At 54.4% G+C, this 18,822-nt stretch carries 16 protein-coding genes; 2 read left to right on the top strand and 14 right to left on the bottom strand.

The window, feature by feature from the left end; genetic code table 11:
• Positions 1–27: 27 nt before the first annotated feature.
• Positions 28–768 (top strand): HAD family hydrolase, encoded by a 741-nt coding sequence (locus tag GZH47_RS29605; protein WP_162644691.1) that lies wholly within the window; start codon positions 28–30, stop codon positions 766–768.
• A 67-nt stretch (positions 769–835) separates the two neighbouring features.
• On the opposite strand, the gene GZH47_RS29600 is transcribed toward GZH47_RS29605, so the two are convergent.
• From GZH47_RS29600 to pdhA, 11 genes are all read right to left on the bottom strand, one after another.
• Positions 836–3,313, bottom strand: a complete 2,478-nt coding sequence (locus GZH47_RS29600; protein ID WP_162645515.1) for a type IA DNA topoisomerase — start codon at positions 3,311–3,313, stop codon at positions 836–838.
• 50 nt (positions 3,314–3,363) lie between these two features.
• A complete protein-coding gene (locus tag GZH47_RS29595; protein ID WP_162644689.1) occupies positions 3,364–4,482 on the bottom strand; it encodes a hypothetical protein in 1,119 nt (372 codons plus the stop codon).
• A gap of 102 nt (positions 4,483–4,584) precedes the next feature.
• Positions 4,585–4,902, bottom strand: coding sequence for a hypothetical protein (locus GZH47_RS29590; RefSeq protein ID WP_162644686.1), 318 nt, complete (start codon positions 4,900–4,902; stop codon positions 4,585–4,587).
• 193 nt (positions 4,903–5,095) lie between these two features.
• On the bottom strand, positions 5,096–6,583 hold the full coding sequence (locus GZH47_RS29585; RefSeq protein ID WP_162644684.1) for a glutamate synthase subunit beta: 1,488 nt from the start codon (positions 6,581–6,583) through the stop codon (positions 5,096–5,098).
• 194 nt (positions 6,584–6,777) lie between these two features.
• Entirely contained in the window at positions 6,778–7,287 is a 510-nt protein-coding gene (locus GZH47_RS29580) for a dihydrofolate reductase (protein ID WP_162644682.1), read from the bottom strand.
• Positions 7,288–7,318: 31 nt separating this feature from the next.
• Positions 7,319–8,281 carry a thymidylate synthase gene (locus GZH47_RS29575; protein ID WP_162644680.1) on the bottom strand — a complete coding sequence of 321 codons (963 nt, stop codon included), beginning with the start codon at positions 8,279–8,281 and terminating at the stop codon, positions 7,319–7,321.
• 60 nt (positions 8,282–8,341) lie between these two features.
• Positions 8,342–8,830, bottom strand: a complete 489-nt coding sequence (locus GZH47_RS29570) for an acyl-CoA thioesterase (RefSeq protein ID WP_225446270.1) — start codon at positions 8,828–8,830, stop codon at positions 8,342–8,344.
• Between the two features lie 135 nt (positions 8,831–8,965).
• Positions 8,966–10,381, bottom strand: coding sequence for a dihydrolipoyl dehydrogenase (lpdA, locus tag GZH47_RS29565; protein WP_162644676.1), 1,416 nt, complete (start codon positions 10,379–10,381; stop codon positions 8,966–8,968).
• Between the two features lie 4 nt (positions 10,382–10,385).
• Complete coding sequence (locus GZH47_RS29560; protein ID WP_162644674.1) at positions 10,386–11,708, bottom strand: dihydrolipoamide acetyltransferase family protein; 1,323 nt, start codon at positions 11,706–11,708, stop codon at positions 10,386–10,388.
• A gap of 61 nt (positions 11,709–11,769) precedes the next feature.
• A complete protein-coding gene (locus GZH47_RS29555) occupies positions 11,770–12,747 on the bottom strand; it encodes an alpha-ketoacid dehydrogenase subunit beta (protein WP_162644672.1) in 978 nt (325 codons plus the stop codon).
• A 44-nt stretch (positions 12,748–12,791) separates the two neighbouring features.
• Positions 12,792–13,859 carry a pyruvate dehydrogenase (acetyl-transferring) E1 component subunit alpha gene (gene pdhA, locus GZH47_RS29550; protein ID WP_162644670.1) on the bottom strand — a complete coding sequence of 356 codons (1,068 nt, stop codon included), beginning with the start codon at positions 13,857–13,859 and terminating at the stop codon, positions 12,792–12,794.
• A gap of 383 nt (positions 13,860–14,242) precedes the next feature.
• Between pdhA and GZH47_RS29545 the strand changes: the two genes are divergently transcribed.
• On the top strand, positions 14,243–14,983 hold the full coding sequence (locus tag GZH47_RS29545; protein ID WP_162644668.1) for an alpha/beta hydrolase: 741 nt from the start codon (positions 14,243–14,245) through the stop codon (positions 14,981–14,983).
• A gap of 137 nt (positions 14,984–15,120) precedes the next feature.
• On the opposite strand, the gene GZH47_RS29540 is transcribed toward GZH47_RS29545, so the two are convergent.
• The 3 genes from GZH47_RS29540 to GZH47_RS29530 all read right to left on the bottom strand — a co-directional run bounded on the left by GZH47_RS29540 (position 15,121) and on the right by GZH47_RS29530 (position 18,422).
• Positions 15,121–15,603, bottom strand: coding sequence for a low molecular weight protein-tyrosine-phosphatase (locus GZH47_RS29540; RefSeq protein ID WP_162644666.1), 483 nt, complete (start codon positions 15,601–15,603; stop codon positions 15,121–15,123).
• Positions 15,600–16,286: a trimeric intracellular cation channel family protein gene (locus GZH47_RS29535; RefSeq protein WP_192043666.1), complete on the bottom strand. Its 687-nt coding sequence runs from the start codon at positions 16,284–16,286 to the stop codon at positions 15,600–15,602. The genes GZH47_RS29540 and GZH47_RS29535 overlap by 4 nt, the downstream gene beginning before the upstream one ends.
• 129 nt (positions 16,287–16,415) lie before the next feature.
• Positions 16,416–18,422 (bottom strand): endonuclease MutS2, encoded by a 2,007-nt coding sequence (locus GZH47_RS29530; protein ID WP_162644664.1) that lies wholly within the window; start codon positions 18,420–18,422, stop codon positions 16,416–16,418.
• Between the last annotated feature and the right edge of the window lie 400 nt (positions 18,423–18,822).

Genomic DNA, 18,822 nt, shown 5'->3' with positions numbered 1-18,822 from the left:
TCATCTGGGGAAGGAGCCGTGCCTAAGATGAAACAAACTATTCTATTCGATCTCGATGATACGCTAATTTACTGCAACAAGTATTTCTTCTTCGTCATTGAACAATTTACGGACAGTATGATGGACTGGTTTCGAGGATATGGGGTAACCGCCGAGGAGATCCGCGACAAACAAACGGAAATCGATATTGCCGGCGTGCATATCGTCGGTTTCCAGAGCGATCACTTTCCACAATCGTTTATCGAAACTTATCGTTACTTCTCCAATCTGTACGGGCGTTCGACGTCCGTGATGGAAGAGGACTTGCTATGGAAACTCGGACGAAGCGTATATGAATTCCAAGCCGAGCCTTATCCATTTATGGAGGAAACGTTGTACGAGCTGGCGAACCGCGGCCATGAGCTTCATCTCTATACGGGCGGCGAGCTGCTCATTCAGACGAAGAAAATCAAACAAATGGATTTAGAGCGCTATTTCGGACCTCGCATCTACGTTCGCTCCAAGAAGAACACCGAAGCGATGGAGGGCATTTTGCAGGAAGGCATGTTCGATCGGCCGTCAACCTGGATGATCGGCAACTCCCTTCGGACCGACGTCATCCCCGCATTGACGACGGGCATCAATGCCATTCACATGAAAACCGACTCGGAATGGGTGTACAACATTGTCGGCGTCGACGTGGAGCCGCAAGGCGCATTTCTGACACTTGAACAGCTTTCGGACATTCCGGAGAGCATTCGGAACTATGTCGCGCAACGGCTGTCCTAATAGCAAACGGAAACAGGCTTGACTTCTGAAGGAGCATAATGCTCTTTCATCGGTCAAGCCTGTTTTGTTATTCGTTTACCGGCTGGAACACGACTGCTCCGGTGGTGGAATCGGTTAACCGCCATTTCCCTGACACGGTCGTACCATTAACGAGCTTAATCGTCGATTTGCGCGTTTCTCCGTTTAAAGCCAGTGCCTTAGCCATTGCAGCGGTAATCGTTCGACCTTGCTGCTCCTTCCAAATGACGAAGGTGCAGCCTTCCCTAAACCGCAGACAGCCATAACCGCGTTTGCCTTCGACAAGCTGGCCGCCGCAGCCCGGACGCGGACAAGGTGCGATCGTACCGCGCGCTGCCGGCTGATCGGCTGCCGCCGGCTTCGAGCTCGAACGTTGGGCCGATAACGCTGATATGCCGCCACCGGAATTCCCCGCGCTTACGTCGGCAGCATCGACTGTTGAGGATCGTCTCGTTCCTCGGCTGCCCGCTGACGAAGTGGTACCGCTCGATCTCGCTGCTGTGCCGCTTCTAGAAGATGCTGCAGTGCTCGGCTTCGCGGCCGTCCGACTGCGCGAACCGCTTCGTTCGGCTGCGCCGCCTTCCTTGCGTGCAGTGGATTTCGCTGCGCGCCCTTTTCCTTTCGCCGCTCCCTTGCCCGCGGATTCCGGCTCGTCGAACAGATTGGCAGCCGCGGGCTGTTGAAGCCGCACTTTCGCGACGATCATCTCGGCGAACTGCTTCACTTTGGCGATAAACTGCTCATCCGAAGCTTCACCCTTCGAAATTTGATGCAGCCGCTGCTCCCACCGTCCAGTCATCTCCGGCGAGGCTAACAGCTCGACGCCGGCGCTCCGGATCAGCTCGATCGCCGTGCAGCCCTTCGTCGTAATATCAAGCCGTTTGCCAACCGCATTGATGTAACCTACCTGTTTAAGCCGTTCAATCGTCGCCGCGCGTGTCGCAGGCGTGCCAAGTCCCGTCTGCTTCATCGCATCGCGGAGCTCCTCGTCCTCGATGGCTTTTCCGGCGCTCTCCATCGCTTTGAGCAATGTACCTTCCGTATAAGGCTTCGGAGGCTTCGTCTCCTTCTCGATCGCGGCGGCGAACTCGCACTGTACGGGCAGATCGGCATTTACGGAGAACGGTCTATCCGTCTCCATCAAATCATCCTCTCCGTCATCCGCTGCCGTTGGGTCGCCGTCTTTCTTCTTGCCTTTGGCCTTCCCTTTCGAGCTGTTGCCATCCGCATTGTCGAGCACGATGCGCCAGCCAATCTCCAGCTGTTCCTTCGCGCGCGTCCGGAATTGTTCGCCCTCGACTTCCGTGATCACTTCGTGATTGTTATACACGGCAGGCGGATAGTAATGCGACAGGAAGCGCCGCACGATCATATCGTAAATGTTCTGCTCTTCCGTGCTGAGCGTTCCCGGTTTCTTAGGCGTCGGCAGAATGGCATGGTGATCCTCGACCTTCGCCGGATTGCAAACCGCCCTGTTGCCCTTGTGCACCCGGCTGCGATCGGCCCCATTGGCGAGTTCCGCATACGAGGTTCCCTTCAACATTTGAAGCACGTTCCCCATGACGGGAATGTTCTCCTCGGTTACGTAGTTGGAGCTCGTCCGCGGATACGAAATGACCTTATGTTTCTCGTACAACGCCTGGGCGATATCCAGCGTCTTCTTCGCCGGATAACCGTATCTTCCGTTCGCTTCACGCTGCAGCAACGTTAGATCATAGAGACGATAGGGATATTCCTTGGATTCATTCACGTCGTAACGAAGAATCGTTCCCGGCTTGTCCTTGACTTTCGCAGCCAGCTTCTCCGCTTCTTCGCGCTTCGTGATCCGATCGCCCTGCCAAACGCCTTTGTAATCGAAATCCCGTTGGCTGAAGGCAGCCTGCACGATGAAATACGTTTCGCTGTCGAAGGCCGTTATCTCCCGATGCCGGTCATACAGCAGCGCAAGCACAGGCGTCTGCACCCGTCCGACGGACAGCAGCGCCTTGTGGCGAATCGTAAACGCGCGAGAGGCATTCATACCGACCAGCCAATCCGCTTCGCTCCTGGCGCGAGCCGCGCGGGTTAAATCGTCATAATCCGTATCGCTGCGCAGCCCGTCGAATCCGCGGCGAATCGTTTCCGGCGTCAAATCCGAAATCCATAGCCGATCTGTCGGCTGCGGCAGCTTCAAATATTGACGGATCAGATGAAAGATAAGCTGACCTTCGCGCCCGGCATCGCAGGCGTTGACCAGCCGGCCGCAGCGTTTCGAAAGCTCTCCGATCATCGTGAGCTGATCTTTCGTCCGTGCATTCGGCCACAGCTTGAAACGATCGGGAATGATCGGCAGGTCAGCCGCGTTCCAACGCTTATATTTCGGATCGTATTGATCGGGCTCCGCCAAACTGACCAGATGCCCGATCGCCCACGTTATGATGTAATGCTCGCCTTCCAAATACGTGCGTTTGTTCTGCGCTCGCGGCTCCACGACAGCGGCGATCGTTCTGCCCATATCAGGTTTTTCCGCAATGATTAATGTTTTCAGGACCATCCCTCTTTTATGAAATTCAAGAATCTACGCGTCTCGCTTGGCTGTTACTTGTCCGTCATAATAGAAGCAACCATCGTTCTCAGAATGCTGTTCACGCCTGTCGACCAATTCTCGTCCTGCGCATATTCGCGATTGATCCACTGGATCGCATCGACGTTAGCCGGCCGTTTATAGCTCAAGCGGTTAATGGTGTTGCCCGCTATTCTCGCCGATTCTTCAATCGTTGTATTGAAAGCCTGCCAGCTATAATAGACATTAAACGGGTTGTTGGCAATCTGCTTTGCATTCTTGGCCGTCTTCGGCACGAACGCTTGCTCTTGGCCCGTGATGGCGAACATCAGCAGCGGATGAATATCATGCGCTTGCGCTGCGCGAAGAATCGCGCCGAGGTAGGGCTCTTCGGCCAGCAATGATTTCTTGGCACGCAAATATTGTACGAGCCGCGTTCGATCGACTTCGACAAAACGCAAATTGTCCGGCAGCGCGTTCTGCGGCTTCATTACCGACGGCATCGGCTCGGGCAGTTTCATGACCACCGGAGGCTGAGCGACATGGACCGCCTGAGGGTGAAGCAGCCGCCAGCCATATAGAAGCATTGCCGCACATAACAGAGCGATCATCGCTGAATATACGACCGCTTTTCGCTGGCGCTGGCTAAACGGCAAGCCGGTCAAGCCGAGCGGCTTCTCAAGCTCGACTCCCTCTTCGTTCCGTTGCTCGCCGCGAAGTCCGGCGGTTCCGATGACCGCATCCCAAGCCGGCATGCCAAGACTCGGTTCAGCCGCCAGGCGTCTTCCTTCGTTTACCGCTTCCCGAAACAGACGGAAATCTATGGTCATTCCCAAACGCGTCTCGGTCCATTTATGTAAGGGGAGAATCACATCAGGCTGATCGACATCCAAACTCATGCTGGCTTCGAAAATATGCGCCTCGCTGACCGGAATTCCCTCTCCGGCCACGACTTCGCGCAGCAGTTTCTTCATGACGATCAGCTGCTCATCCTTCTGAAATTCAGGCAGCTGACGCAGCACGATGCGCTGCATCGCATCCGCGACGATCTCGGCGCGGCGCTCCGTCGGCAGGTCGCCATGTTTATGCTGGACATAATGCCGGATCTTATGAATATCGGCCCTCGTCAATACGCTGGCTGCTTGACCGTACATGATATCGCCTCCTGATCACGCGAACTGACCCAGCCTTCGCCGACATTGCGGCACGGCTCGTTTCATTCCGGACTCTCAGGATAATTTTACCACAGCTTGTCCCTATTGGGCTGCCAGATTTGCGATAACCGTTTGAATTTCAGCACCTTCGATATAGGCACGGATTTGATCCTTCTCGTCCGCCGTGAATTGAAACTCGCAATCCGTTCCCTCGTCCAGCGGAACGATCTGCGCAATGACGCCGCCGTGCGTGCAGATCACGAGGACCGTCAGTTCCATTAAGTCCTGCGGAACCGGCGTCGTCTCGTCGACTTCGATCGCAAGCTCGATATCCACCCATTGTGAATCGCGCCGCTCAAGCCGTGGTTGAAACGATCGGAACTTCAGCTGCGTAACCGTCTCTGAACCGTATTGAATCATCTTGGACGTTCTCCCTTCGGAAAAGAAATAAAAAGCGCCCGAAGGCGCTTTACGTATTATACAAGATTATTTTGTAAGTTTCACTTTACAATCGTTCAAGTCGTTCTCTGTGATGAGTCGAGCCTCGCCACGGGGTGGCACCAGCCGTTTCACCTTAATTAATGTATCATGTTTAATGTGACGAAAGAGTGGCTTAAGGAAGCATCGTAGTTCCCATCAAATAACGATCCACTTCGCGTGCCGCTTCGCGTCCTTCGTTGATCGCCCAAACGACCAAACTTTGTCCGCGGCGCATATCGCCTGCTGCGAAAACTTTGTCCACGCTTGTTTGATATTTGCCGTACGCAGCTTTCACGTTGGAACGGCGGTCTTGCTCAAGTCCGAGCTTTTGGATCAGCGTATTCTCCGGACCTTCGAAACCGACAGCGATCATAACGAGATCGGCTGGCCAAACTTTCTCGGTTCCCGGAATTTCTTGATAGATCTTACGGCCGGTTTCATCGACCGTACGCTGGATCTGAACCGTGTGCAGCTCTTTCAAGTTGCCGTTCTCGTCGCCGACGAATTTCTTCGTCAACACGGAGAAGGCGCGAGGGTCTTCACCATATAGCGCGCGAGCTTCCTCTTGTGCATAATCGAGCGTATACACGTTCGGGAATTGCGGCCAAGGGTTCTTGTCGTTGTCGCGCGTCAGTGGAGCTTTGGCATGCGTACCGAATTGAGTAACGGATTTGCAGCCATGGCGCAATGCCGTCGCGACGCAGTCCGTACCTGTATCGCCGCCGCCGATGACGATCACGTCTTTGCCTTCTGCATTGATATAGTTGCCGTCTTCGAGGTTGGAATCCAGGTAGCTCTTGATGGTGCCGTTCAGATAGTCCATCGCCAGATGAACGCCTTTCAAGTCGCGGCCTTCGATCTCTACATCGCGCGCTTTAGTAGCGCCGCCGCAGAGGACGATCGCATCGAACTCATTCATCAGCTGTTCCGCGGGAACGTTCGTGCCGACTTCCGCGTTCGTGACGAAATTAACGCCTTCCGCCTCAAGCAAATCAACGCGGCGTTGTACGATATGCTTCTCCAGCTTCATCGTGGGGATGCCGTAAGTCAGCAATCCGCCAATGCGGTCTGCGCGCTCGTATACGGTTACCGTGTGACCGGCTTTGTTCAATTGCGCTGCAGTTGCAAGACCCGCAGGACCAGAACCGACAACTGCGACTTTCTTGCCCGTACGCATATGCGGCGGCTGCGGAACGACCCAGCCTTCTTCGAAGCCTTTATCGATAATCGCGGATTCGATCGTCTTGATCGTTACGGAATCGCCGATCAGGCCGACCGTACACGAACCTTCGCAAGGAGCCGGACATACGCGTCCGGTGAATTCCGGGAAATTGTTCGTTTTATGCAAACGGTCAAGCGCCTCGCGCCACAATCCGCGGTAGATGAGATTGTTCCATTCCGGGATCAGGTTGTTGACCGGGCATCCCGAAGTGCCGCCTGGCAATTCGATGCCAGTATGGCAGTACGGCGTTCCGCAGTCCATGCAGCGCGCGCCTTGTGTTTTTAACTGATCGTCGCTGAAATGCTTATGAAATTCATTCCAATCCTTAATCCGCTCCAGCGGATCGCGGTCAGCGGGCAATTCGCGTTTGTAGTCCATAAATCCAGTAGGTGTAGACATGATCGCTTTCCTCCATCCATTTTCCCAGAACCGAATGTTCGTTATCTCTCTAAAACTATATCGAGAAAACCAACAAGATTCAATATCAAACATTCCCATAAACTATTTACAATATCGTAGCAGTAAGGCTTGGGTCATCATATGGATTTTCCGTACAATCATTTGCACTTTGTGACAGAATGTTCGACGTTTGCTTAAACGCGACTTTCATCCTGCCGCTGAACGCGAATATAAGTAATGATCGTAAAATCATAGGCATTCTTCTCGTCTTTCGCATGGAACTCGCGGTTTACTGCCTGCCATTCCGATTCGTCGACTACCGGGAAACGTGCGTCGCCTTCGAATGCGGCATGGACTTCGGTGAGCAGCAGCTTGTCTGCGTAGGGCAGGAATTGGCTGTACACTTGCGCGCCGCCAATGATCATCAGCTCTTCTTCGCCGCCGAATCTCGTCATTGCTTCTTCGACAGAATGAACCGTCTCCGCTCCATCAGGCCGATAAGCTTCGCTGCGGGTCAGCACGACGTTTCGTCTGTTCTTCAGCGCTCCTCCGAACGATTCAAGCGTTTTGCGGCCCATAACGATCGTCTTGCCTGTCGTCGAGCGCCGGAAATGCGCCATCTCCGCAGGCAAATGCCAAGGCATCTCATTATTGACGCCGATGACTCTATCTTCGGCCATGGCGGCAATCATCGTAATTTTCATCGTACCGAATAAGCTCCCTTCGATTCACCGTTTAGACCGCTACCGGCGCTTTAATGGAAGGATGCGGGTCATAGCCGTCCACCTTGATATCGCCAACCTCGAAATCGAATACGGATGCGACATCCGGGTTCAGCTTCAGCACCGGCAATGCTCGCGGCTCGCGGGCAAGCTGCGTATCGATTTGTTCCAAATGGTTCAAATAAATATGCGCGTCCCCGATCGTATGCACGAATTCGCCGACCTCTAGACCGCATTCCTGCGCAATCATATGCGTGAGCAGCGCGTAACTGGCGATATTGAACGGGATACCGAGGAAAATGTCGCCGCTCCGCTGGTACAGCTGGCAGGACAGCTTGTTGTCCGCCACGTAGAACTGGAATAACGTATGGCAAGGCGGCAGCGCGGAACGCTGCGGCGTCGCGTCTTCCGGCGACCAAGCCGTCACGATTAACCGCCGCGAATCCGGATTGCGTTTGATCTCCGCGATGACGTTCTTCAGTTGGTCGATCGTCTCGCCCTGCGACGTTTCCCATCTGCGCCACTGTTTCCCGTACACATTGCCGAGATCGCCGAACTCGGCTGCGAAGCCTTCGTCGTTCAAGATCCGGTCGATGAACAGCTTCGCTTGTTCCTCATATAGACGATTGAATTCCTCGTCCTGCTGGGAACGCAGTCCGAAATTCGTCATATCCGGTCCTGTATAGGCATCGCTCTCTACCCACTTCTTAAACGCCCATTCGTTCCAAATATGATTCTTATGCTGCAAGAGGTAACGAATGTTCGTATCGCCCTTCATAAACCACAACAGCTCGCTTGCGATTAATTTCAGCGGCACACGTTTGGTCGTCAGAAGCGGAAATCCCGCCTGCAAATCAAAGCGCATTTGGTAGCCGAATACCGACAAAGTCCCCGTACCGGTCCGGTCTTCCTTCTTCGCGCCATGCTCCAGAACGTGCCGGAGCAGGTTCAGATATTGCTGTTCGCTGTTACTCAACCTAAGCTCACTCCTGCTTTTTAGCGACAACTGACGCCAGTAGTTATTTCTATTATTTTATCACTTATTGTCGATTCTGTCCCGCTTTCGTTGCATGCGAAGTTCGTATCTGGCAGGCGCAGAGCGATGAAGCGCCCATTCTTCTTCGGTTTCGGGAATAATGGACGCGACCGGCTTCGGCTTCCCGTCCTCGTCCAGCGCGACGAACGAGAAGAACGCGGTAACCGCCGTTTTGCGGTCTCCCGTGTACACGTTCTCCGTCTCCGCTTTCACGTAAACTTCCATGGAACTGCGATGCGTCCAAGTCACGAACGCCTCGACGTCGATCATATCGCCAACCCGAATCGGCGCGACGAAATCCAGACTGTCGGTCGAAGCCGTCACGACCGGGCCTCTCGCATGGCGCATGCTGGCGATGGCCGCGATTTTGTCCATATATTCCATGACTTTACCGCCGAACATCGTACCGTGATAATTCGTATCGGACGGGAAAATAAGCTGCATCATGGCGGATCGGGATTCGCTGGTCGGTTTGCTGTTCTCGGACATGCCGGTCACCATCCTTCTCGCTTGTAAAAATTACATTACTCGTTATGTAAAAAAGAGGCCCGCTGCAGAACAACTGCGGCGTGACCTCTTCGCTCTTATTAATGTTACGTTATGCGATTGTACCGCGATAGGTGATTACTTCGCGATCGCGTGAATCGGGTGGCCAAGCGCCATTTCAACAGCATCCAGCACGATCTCGCCGAGCGTTGGATGCGCATGGATCGTCAGTGCGATATCTTCGAGCGTTGCGCCCATTTCGATCGCAAGACCAAGCTCCGCGATCATGTTGGAAGCTTCGATACCAGCGATTTGCGCGCCGAGCACAAGACCGTTATCCGCATCCGCGATCACTTTAACGAAGCCTTCTTTAACGCCGAGCGACAATGCGCGTCCATTGATGTTGAACGGGAATTTGCCCACTTTGACGTTGTGGCCTTTTTCTTTGGCTTCCTTCTCGCTGTAACCGACGCTGGAGCATTCCGGATCGGAGAAAACAACAAGCGGGATGCATTTGTAGTCGATCTTGCTTGGTTGTCCGGCAATAACTTCAGCCGCGACGCGGCCTTCGTACATTGCTTTGTGCGCAAGCGCAGGACCAGGGATGATGTCGCCGATCGCATAGATATGCGGAATGCTTGTACGGCATTGCTCGTCAACCTCGATCAGGCCGCGATCCGACATTTTCAGGTTGATCAGGTCAAGACCAAGCTCGCCGTCCGTGTTCGGACGACGGCCGACGGTTACGAGCAGGTAATCCGCCGTAACTTGCTTGTCTTCGCCGTTTACCGTGTACGTTACCGTTACGTCGTTGTCCGTTTGCGCTGCGCTCTTCGCTTGCGCGCCGGTTACGATTTCCGCTTTCGCTGCTTTCAATTTCTTCGCAACGAGCGAGGACATATCGGAATCGAAGCCAGGCAGGATGCTGTCGGAACCTTCGATGATCGTCACTTGCGTGCCGAATTTAGCGTACATTTGGCCAAGCTCGATACCGATATAGCCGCCGCCGATAACAACGAGGCTCTTCGGAATTTCAGGCAGCGACAAAGCGCCTGTCGAGGACACGATGCGTCCGCCGTAAGGGAAAGCTTTCAGCTCGATCGGACGGGAGCCCGTCGCGATGATGCAGTTCTTGAAACGGTAGCGCGGCGCTTCTTGATCATTGAAAACACGTGCTTCGTTCTCGTTGATGAACATAACCTCGCCGGCAAAATATTGAATTTTGTTCGCTTTGAGGAGTGAAGCCACGCCGCCCGTCAATTTCTTGACGACGCCGTTCTTGAACTCCTGTACTTTGCTCCATTCAACCTTCACGTCGGAAGCCGTGATACCGAATTCCGAAGCGTGGCTGATGGATTCGTATTGATGGGAAGCGGAGATAAGCGCTTTGGATGGGATGCAACCCACGTTCAAGCACACGCCGCCTACATATTGTTTATCTACGATAAGTACGTTTTGACCAAGCTGCGCTGCGCGAATAGCTGCAACGTAGCCCCCTGGTCCCGCACCAATGACTAGCAAATCGATATCGAGTGAAGCGTCACCTACGACCATAGTTTTAAACCTCCATTACAAGTAATTGCGGATCAGCAAGCAGCTGTTTAATGTAGTTCATGAAGTTTTGAGCTGTCGCGCCGTCAATTAGACGGTGGTCAAAGCTAAGGGACAGAGCCATGACGGAACCTGCAACGATTTCGCCGTTCTTGATAACCGGCTTCTCCGAGATACGGCCCGTACCGAGGATCGCAACTTCAGGGAAGTTGATGACCGGCGTGAAGAACATGCCGCCCGCGGAACCGATGTTCGTGATGCTGATGGTGCTGCCTCTCATCTCGTTCGCGCTCAGCTTGCCATCGCGCGCTTTGACGGCGAGGTCGCGAATCGCGTCGGCAACCATCCATACGTTTTTGCGGTCAGCGTCCGGAATGACCGGAACAACCAACCCGTTATCCGTATCGGTAGCAATCCCGATATTGTAATACTTCTTGTAGACGATTTCTTGCTTCTCTTCGTCCAACATCGCGTTCATGATCGGGAACTGGCGGCAAGCCGCTACGAGCGCCTTCACGATGAACGGCAGGTACGTCAATTTGACGCCCTTCTTCTCGGCCAGCGGTTTCGCTTTCGTGCGCAGCTGAACCAATGCCGTTACGTCTACTTCGTCCATGATCGTTACGTGAGGCGCCGTGTATACGGATTTCACCATCGCGTTCGCGATCGCTTTGCGAATGCCTTTGAACGGTACGCGCTCTTCCGTACGGTCGCCCGTCGATACGACTGCCGCCGGAGCCGACTTCGACTCGCTTGGAGCTGCTGCCGCAGATTCCGCTGCCGCAGGAGCCGCTGCTGCGCTGCCGCCGGACGCGAATGCCGATACGTCTTCGCGAGTAATGCGTCCGTTCTTGCCGGAGCCTGCAACGGATGCGATGTCAACGCCTTGTTCACGCGCGAATTTGCGCACGCTAGGCGTAGCTAGGACAAGACCGCTAGCAGGCTTGGAAGCCGCTGGAGCTGCTGCTGCCGGCGCTGCCGCCGTAGGAGCTTCGACTTTCGGCGCTTCTACCGCTTTCGGCGCTTCCGCAGCCGGTGCCGGAGCACTGTGGCCTCCGCCTGCCGGAGCTGCTTGCTCAGGCACTTCGCCTTCAGCGTCGATAACGGCAACAATTTCGCCTACGTGGCAAACTTGTCCGTCCTTAACGAGCACTTCAAGCACTTTGCCGTTCACCGGACAAGGAACTTCCACGATCGCCTTGTCGTTCTGCACTTCCATGATGATATCTTCATCCGTAACCGTATCGCCTGGCTTGATATGCATTTTAACGATTTCGCCTTCATGCAAGCCTTCGCCTAGCTCCGGGAAACGATATTCAAACTTTGCCACGTCCCGTGACCTCCTTCCAGGTCTCACAACCTGCCCAATTGTCGTCTATAGATGTCGTGAACTAAAAGTTCAGCACTTGATTAGCGGCTTTCACGATGCGGTCCACGTTCGGCAGCCAGCTGTCTTCGACTTGCGCAAACGGATATACCGTATCCGGACCGGCAACGCGCAATACCGGCGCTTCCAGGTGAAGGATGGCATTCTCGTTGATTTGCGCGATGATTTCGGCAGCGGCACCGGATGTTTTCTGAGCTTCCTGTACTACGATGGCACGGTTCGTCTTCTGAATCGATGCGACGATCGTTTCGATATCGAGCGGAAGCAGCGTGCGCAGGTCGATAACTTCGGCTTTCACGCCGCTCTTCTCGAGCTCTTCAGCCGCTTTCACCGCCGTATGCACCATCAGGCCGTAAGCGATGATCGTAACGTCGGCACCTTCGCGAACGATGTTCGCTTTGCCGATTTCGACCGTGTATGCTTCTTCAGGCACTTCTGCGCGGAAAGCATGGTATAGGTTCAAGTGTTCCATGAAGAACACGGGATCATTGTCGCGGATAGCCGCTACAAGAAGACCTTTCGCATCGTAAGGGTTCGAAGGCACGATGACTTTAATGCCCGGCGTTTGGATCGCAAGACCTTCCAGCGAGTCCGTGTGCAGCTCGGCTGCTTTGACGCCGCCGCCGAAAGGCGTACGGAATACGATTGGCGAATTGTAACGTCCGCCGGAACGGTAACGCATGCGCGCCGCCTGCACGAACATTTGGTCAAGCGCTTCGTAGATGAAGCCGACGAATTGAATTTCCGCTACTGGACGGAAGCCTTGAATCCCCATGCCGACCGCCATACCTGCGATTGCGGATTCCGCAAGCGGCGTATCGAATACGCGCTCTTCGCCGAATTCTCCTTGCAGGCCTTCCGTAGCACGGAATACGCCGCCGACTTTACCGACGTCTTCACCGAAGACGATTACGTTCGGATCGTTCTTAAGCTCCACGCGCATTGCATCGCGGATCGCTTCTTTCATATTCATTTGAGCCATTGTCGCGAGTTCCTCCTTAAGCTAGCTTCTATATAAGCATCCCATTATTGAAAATCGGCTTTTTGCGCTTCCAAATGAGCAGGCGTCGTTTCGAACATGGAATCGATCAAACCGCCAACCGTCATTTTTTCGGTCGCTTCCGCTTTTTTGATGTTTTCGTTGACAGTCGCTTTCGCTTCCTCTTTCACGCGGGCCGTGTCTTCTTCCGTCCACAGGCCTTTCTTCTCGAGGAATTTGCCGAAACGAGTAAGCGGATCTTTCAGACCCCATTCGCCTTCTTCGTCCTTCGTACGGTATTTCGACGTGTCATCCGCCATGGAGTGCGGACGGAAACGGTATGTGATCATCTCGATCAAAGTCGCGCCTTCGCCGTTACGGCCGCGTTCCGCAGCTTCGGATACGGCTTTGATAACGGCAAGAACGTCCATGCCGTCGACTTGCACGCCGCGAACGCCGGCCGCTAGCGCTTTGTGCGCAATGGATTGCGCTGCCGTTTGTTTCGCGAAAGGAGTCGTGATGGCATAACCGTTATTTTGTACGACGTAGATAACCGGCAGTTTGAATGCGCCTGCGAAGTTCAAGCCTTCGTAGAAATCGCCCTCGGAGGAACCGCCGTCGCCCGTATACGTGATCGCAACGCGCTTCTCGCCTTTTTTCTTGAAGGCCATCGCTACGCCGGTCGCGTGCAGGATTTGAGCGCCGATGATGATTTGCGGCATAAGAACATGAACGCCTTCCGGAACTTGACCGCCGTGCTGATGACCGCGGGAGTACAGGAATGCTTGGTAAAGCGGAAGACCGTGCCATACGATTTGCGGCATGTCGCGGTAGCCCGGGCAGACGAAATCATCCTTGTTCAGGGCGTACTCGCTGCCGACCATGGAAGCTTCTTGACCGGATACCGGCGCGTAGAAACCAAGACGGCCTTGACGACCCAGGTTAACTGCACGCTCATCCCACGTGCGGGTAAAGACCATGCGGTACATAATTTCTTTCAATTGCTCGTCAGTCAAATTCGGCATGTAAGCCTCGTTAATGACTTCTCCTTCAGGAGACAAGACGGAAAGCGGTGTTACCGGTTCCGAATGAACTTCGTAAGGCAGCTTGCTCATATTGTTCACCTCAGTTGAATATTTGAAAAAACGAGTAGCTCTGTTATAGAATGATTATAAACCTGTTTAACCGATATGGTCAAAGCATAAAGTAATAAAAACCGCTGAACTCGGCAATTTTTTATCTATAAACCTGCTAAATTGTATATGTAACAGATATTATTTATTCATAGTACAGCATAATACAACAGCAAGGTAAAAACGGCGAACGCCTGCATTCATGCGGCACGGCTCGTCTCATTCCGAGGAAATCCAGGCTTGGATAAGGATAAACTTACCCCTACATGTATTTCATGGAAATGCGATAAAAATTGCTGAAATGGCCTCCCTTTTGTTTACCCAATTGACTCGTAATCCATGCAATCGAAAGGAGATTTCATCACATGACGGATGAACGCTATTTAAAAAGAACGATCGTGAAGGAAGTCGTCACGAGCAACTTTTTGCCCGAGGGCTCCCGCAACCTGCGCGTTTTTCTGCCGCCGGGCTATAACGAGCTTCTGAGTTACCCCGTCGTATACTGCCAGGACGGCGAGCAGTTCTTCAACTTCGGGCGCATCGCGACGATCGCGAATCAGCTTATTCTCGACGAAGGAATCGAGCCCTTCATCATCGTCGGGGTCGATGTTGACCTTAATCACCGGACAGCGGAATACGCGCCGGACGGCGAACGCCATGCGGCGTACGTGTCCTTCTTCGGCGAAGAACTGATTCCATTCGTCGAGGGCAAATATCCGATCCGCCGCGAGTCCGAATCTCGCATTCTGGCGGGCGATTCCCTTGGCGGATCGGTCAGCTTCCACATCGCGCTCGCTTTCCCCAAATTGTTCCATCAAATTATTGCCTTGTCGGGGGCCTTTTATCCCGCTTCGCGAAAAATCGCCGAAGCGGCGGGCGATCTGAGCGAGCTCTCGCTCTATATGATCGTCGGCCTGCAGGAGACCGCCTTCAAATCCGACCGCGGCGTCTTCGATTTCGTTGCCATGAACCGAGAAATGCGCAGGATTCTGGAAAGCAAAGGCGCATCGACGATGTACGGCGAACATAACGGCGATCATGTCTGGGGGTTCTGGCAGCAGTATATTCCAGAAGCGCTTCGCAGCTTCCTGCGTGCCGAGAGTTGATCAGAGCGGGCCGAGCACAAGAAAAACCGTAAGTTCCCGCTCGGGGGACTTACGGTTTCTTTTTTGTGCTTTTCGTGTTAGCGTGTTTTAAAATTGCTTGTTAAGTGTAATTGGAGAACCTACCCTTGGCTGTCGCTTCAGACTTGATCGGGATGCTCATCCCGGATTCTGACCAGGAGATTATCGCAGCCCTCCGCCACCAGCGCATACACCTCTTCGAAATTGCCGGTATAATACGGATCCGGTACGTCGTCGCTCTCTTGCTCCGGCAGCAAATCCATGAACTTGAACACCTTCGTGTTCCCGTCCGCCTTGCTTCCGAACACTTCCCTAACGTCGCGCTCATTATTGCTATCCATGCAGACGATATAGTCGAAATGGTTAAAATCGTCCAGCAGCACCTGTCTTGCGCGAATGCCCTCATACGAGATGCCGTGACTATCCAGCAGGGCGCGCGTTCCCTCGTGGGGCGGCTTGCACAAATGCCAATCGCCCGTGCCGGCGGAATCCGTTTCGATCCGCTCTTCCAGCCCCAGTTCCTTCAATCGAAAGCGAAACACCGCTTCCGCCATCGGCGAACGGCATATATTGCCCAGACAAACAAATAAAACCCGAATCATTGCCGTTCCCCTTCCTTTTGCTCCTTCTTGGCGGCTGCCGCCCGATTCTCGTCTTCGAAGACCGACTGCGAGAGCGCGTACTTGAGCGATCTGCGCGGCAGACGCCAGCCGTAGTGGACGGACAGCATGCGGAACACGATGACGATGACGAACAAGACGAGCAATTCGACCGGTGATTTGAACCACCCTAGCCCGATCGTCGCACCCGCGCTCATTGCCCAAACCGCGTAAATCTCATCACGGAGCACCAGGGGCTTCCGGCCCGCCAGCACGTCACGAATCATCCCGCCGCCGATTCCGGTCAGCATGGCTGCAACGATTACCGCACTGAGCGGATATTTGCCCGTCGCATACAACGCGCCTTGAATGGCAAACGCCGATAGGCCGATCGCGTCGAAGAACGCTTCGCTCTTCTTCCAAGTCTTGATCCAGCGCAAAGGAAGAATGAACGCGATCGTCATCGCGATGACCGCTGTCTTAAGCAGCATGCCCTGTGTCCAGATCGTCGGAATCGGCACGCCGATTAAGAGATTGCGAATAACCCCTCCGCCAAAGGCGGTGACGAGTCCGAGCACGTATACGCCTAATATATCGTACTCTTCCTCCATCGCCACGATCGCGCCGCTCACTGCGAACGCTATCGTGCCGATAATGCTGAAAACTGTAAAAATGTCCATATCCATCGCTGCATTCATCTCATGTTGCCTCCGCCAGCTCCGCACTATTCTAAATCCTTTCCTATTTTATCCGCGGCCGCCTCATACTTCAAGCGGAAGTTGCGTAAACAGGCCGGACTTTTCTCCGAGTCAGCGTTATTTCTCCTCCGGCGGCGTGACGATCGTGATGCCTGGCGCGTATTTCCGCCCCATCAGCTTGCGCTTCTTCCGGTTTTCTTTCGACTCGAAAACGATATCCATATCATACCCTCCTCCCGGATACAGCTCCGTGTGCGGAATATAGAGCGATAGCCGTTTCCGGTTGAAGCTCATTTTCGTCTTCTGCACTTGGACGACGACATCGCCGCGCTCGTCGGCTGCGCTGTAGACGATGCCCGTTCGTTTCAACGGGTAAATCCAGACGCAATCTCCGACTTCGAAAGGGCGCTTCTTGCTGTCTGTTTGCGCGGCCACCTCAGGTGAAGGTGAAGGCGCAATTGAAGTTGAAGGTGAAGATTCAGAGTTCGCCGTGTTCTTCGCTTGTTTGATTTTCCGCTCTGCTACCGTGGTCGTGATCTCGCTCGCCTGCTTATCGATGATCGGTTCGAACCGGCCTTCTCCAGCCGCCGGTGCCGCCGCCGTCTGCCGAACTCGCTGTTCCGCGCGTTCGACTACGCTCTCCGGCAATCCGAACCGTCTGGCTATGGCGAACGCATAGCTGTCGCCGGCTTCGCCGATTTCCAAGCGATAGATCGGCTTCAGCGTCTCGGCATCGAAGGCCATCCGCGCGTTCGTGCAGCCGTTCATGACAGCCGCGAAACGTTTAATCTCGTTAAAATGCGTCGTCGCCGCTACCAGCGAGCCGCGCTTCAGCAGCTCTTCCAGCACCGCGATGGACAAGGCGATGCCTTCGCCGGGATCCGTGCCCGCGGCCAGCTCGTCTAGCAGAAGCAGCGAGCGCCCGTTCGCCTTGCGAAGCATCCCGCTCAAGCTCTCCATATGCGCGGAGAAGGTGCTGAGCGACTGTTCGATGCTTTGCCCGTCGCCGACATCCGCGAGTACGGTCTCGAATAGCCCGAGTTCCGTCCCTTTCTCTGCCGGGAGCAACAGGCCCGATTGACACATCAAGGCGAATAGGCCGATCGTCTTGAGCGCGACGGTTTTGCCGCCCGTATTGGGCCCCGTTATGATGAGCTGTCTCCAGTCGCCGCCGATTTCGACAGTGAGCGGCACTGCCTTCTCTCCGAGCAGCGGATGGCGAGCGCCGTTTAAGCGGACGAACGGACGATCCGTGACCGTTGGCGCGCTGCCGCGGTACGTGCGTCCAAGCTTGCCCCGGGCGAAAATAAAATCGAACAAAGCCATCGCTTCCACGTTCCATCGGAACTCGGCGCCGTACGTCTCCGCTTCGTCCGAGAGGCGCGATAGAATCTGCATCCGCTCGCGATCTTCTTCGCTCTTCCACAGCTGCAGCTCCCCTTGCAGGTCCGAAACGTCGGCAGGCTCGACGAACAAGGTTTGACCGCTGGCCGACTCATCCCACACCGTGCCCGGGACTTGTTTGCGCAGATCTCTCTTGACGGGAATGACGAATCGGCCGTTCCGCCTGCTGACCAGCTGTTCCTGCAGCGCGTTCTTGTATTTGCCCAACAGCTGGTTAATCTTGCGTTCGATCCGGTCTTCGGCTGCCGCGATGTGGCGGCGAATATCCGCCAGCTCGGGGCTGGCCTGATCGGTGAGCACGCCATGCCGAATGCATCTTGCAAGTTCTTTGACCAATTCCGGGCAATCCTGCATCGAGTCGGCATATCCGCTGATCGTCGGCGCCGTTGCCCGTTTGCTGTCCATGTAGCGCTTCATCTGCGAGACCGCCGTCAGCCAAGCTGCCAGTTGTCCGAGCTCCTGCTCCGTATATATTTTCCCCTTGCCGAGAAGCGCCATGAACGGGCCGATCCCTTCCATGGCCGACAATGGAACGCTGGCGCCAGTCGCGAGCAGCGCCGCCGCTTCTTCCGTTTCGTTCAGCCACGCCGTTACCTGCTTGAAATGGCTGCTTGGCTCCAGCCGTTCGGCCAGTGCTTTGCCTGCCTCCGAAACCGTGAAGGAGACGAGCATCGATTTGATTTTATGAAATTCTAAAGCTTTCATCGTCGTTTGATTCATTGCGGAATCCACCTTTTGTCATCGTTTTTTGTTTATAGGCATAAAAAAACAGGACCGGAAAGCGCATAAACGCATTCCGGTCCTGTCTAAGGATACGGCAATCACGCGAAGACGGACGTCTCCAATGTCGGGGAACGTCCGAAGGCGTGAAAAAAGCGTGCTCGAAGAGCACGCTCATTTGCCGTCCAGCAGGCGGGAAATGGTCATGTTCTTAACTCATTGGCGACGGAGACCGCATTCGGCGATAACAACATAAACCTGCGCCACTGGGGCAAGCCATACTTGTTACGCGAATTCAGTTCCGTCCCTGGAGGCGCTTCTGGCCCCAGGCTATATCCAATTAGAAGTTAAGAACACCGACACGCATTAAAATTTCCCCTTGCTGCATAAAGTTAGTTTT

The organism is Paenibacillus rhizovicinus (assembly GCF_010365285.1).
GTDB lineage: Bacteria > Bacillota > Bacilli > Paenibacillales > Paenibacillaceae > Paenibacillus_Z > Paenibacillus_Z rhizovicinus.
Note: the sequence above shows the minus strand (reverse complement) of the source record. Positions and strands in the feature narration are given on the sequence as shown.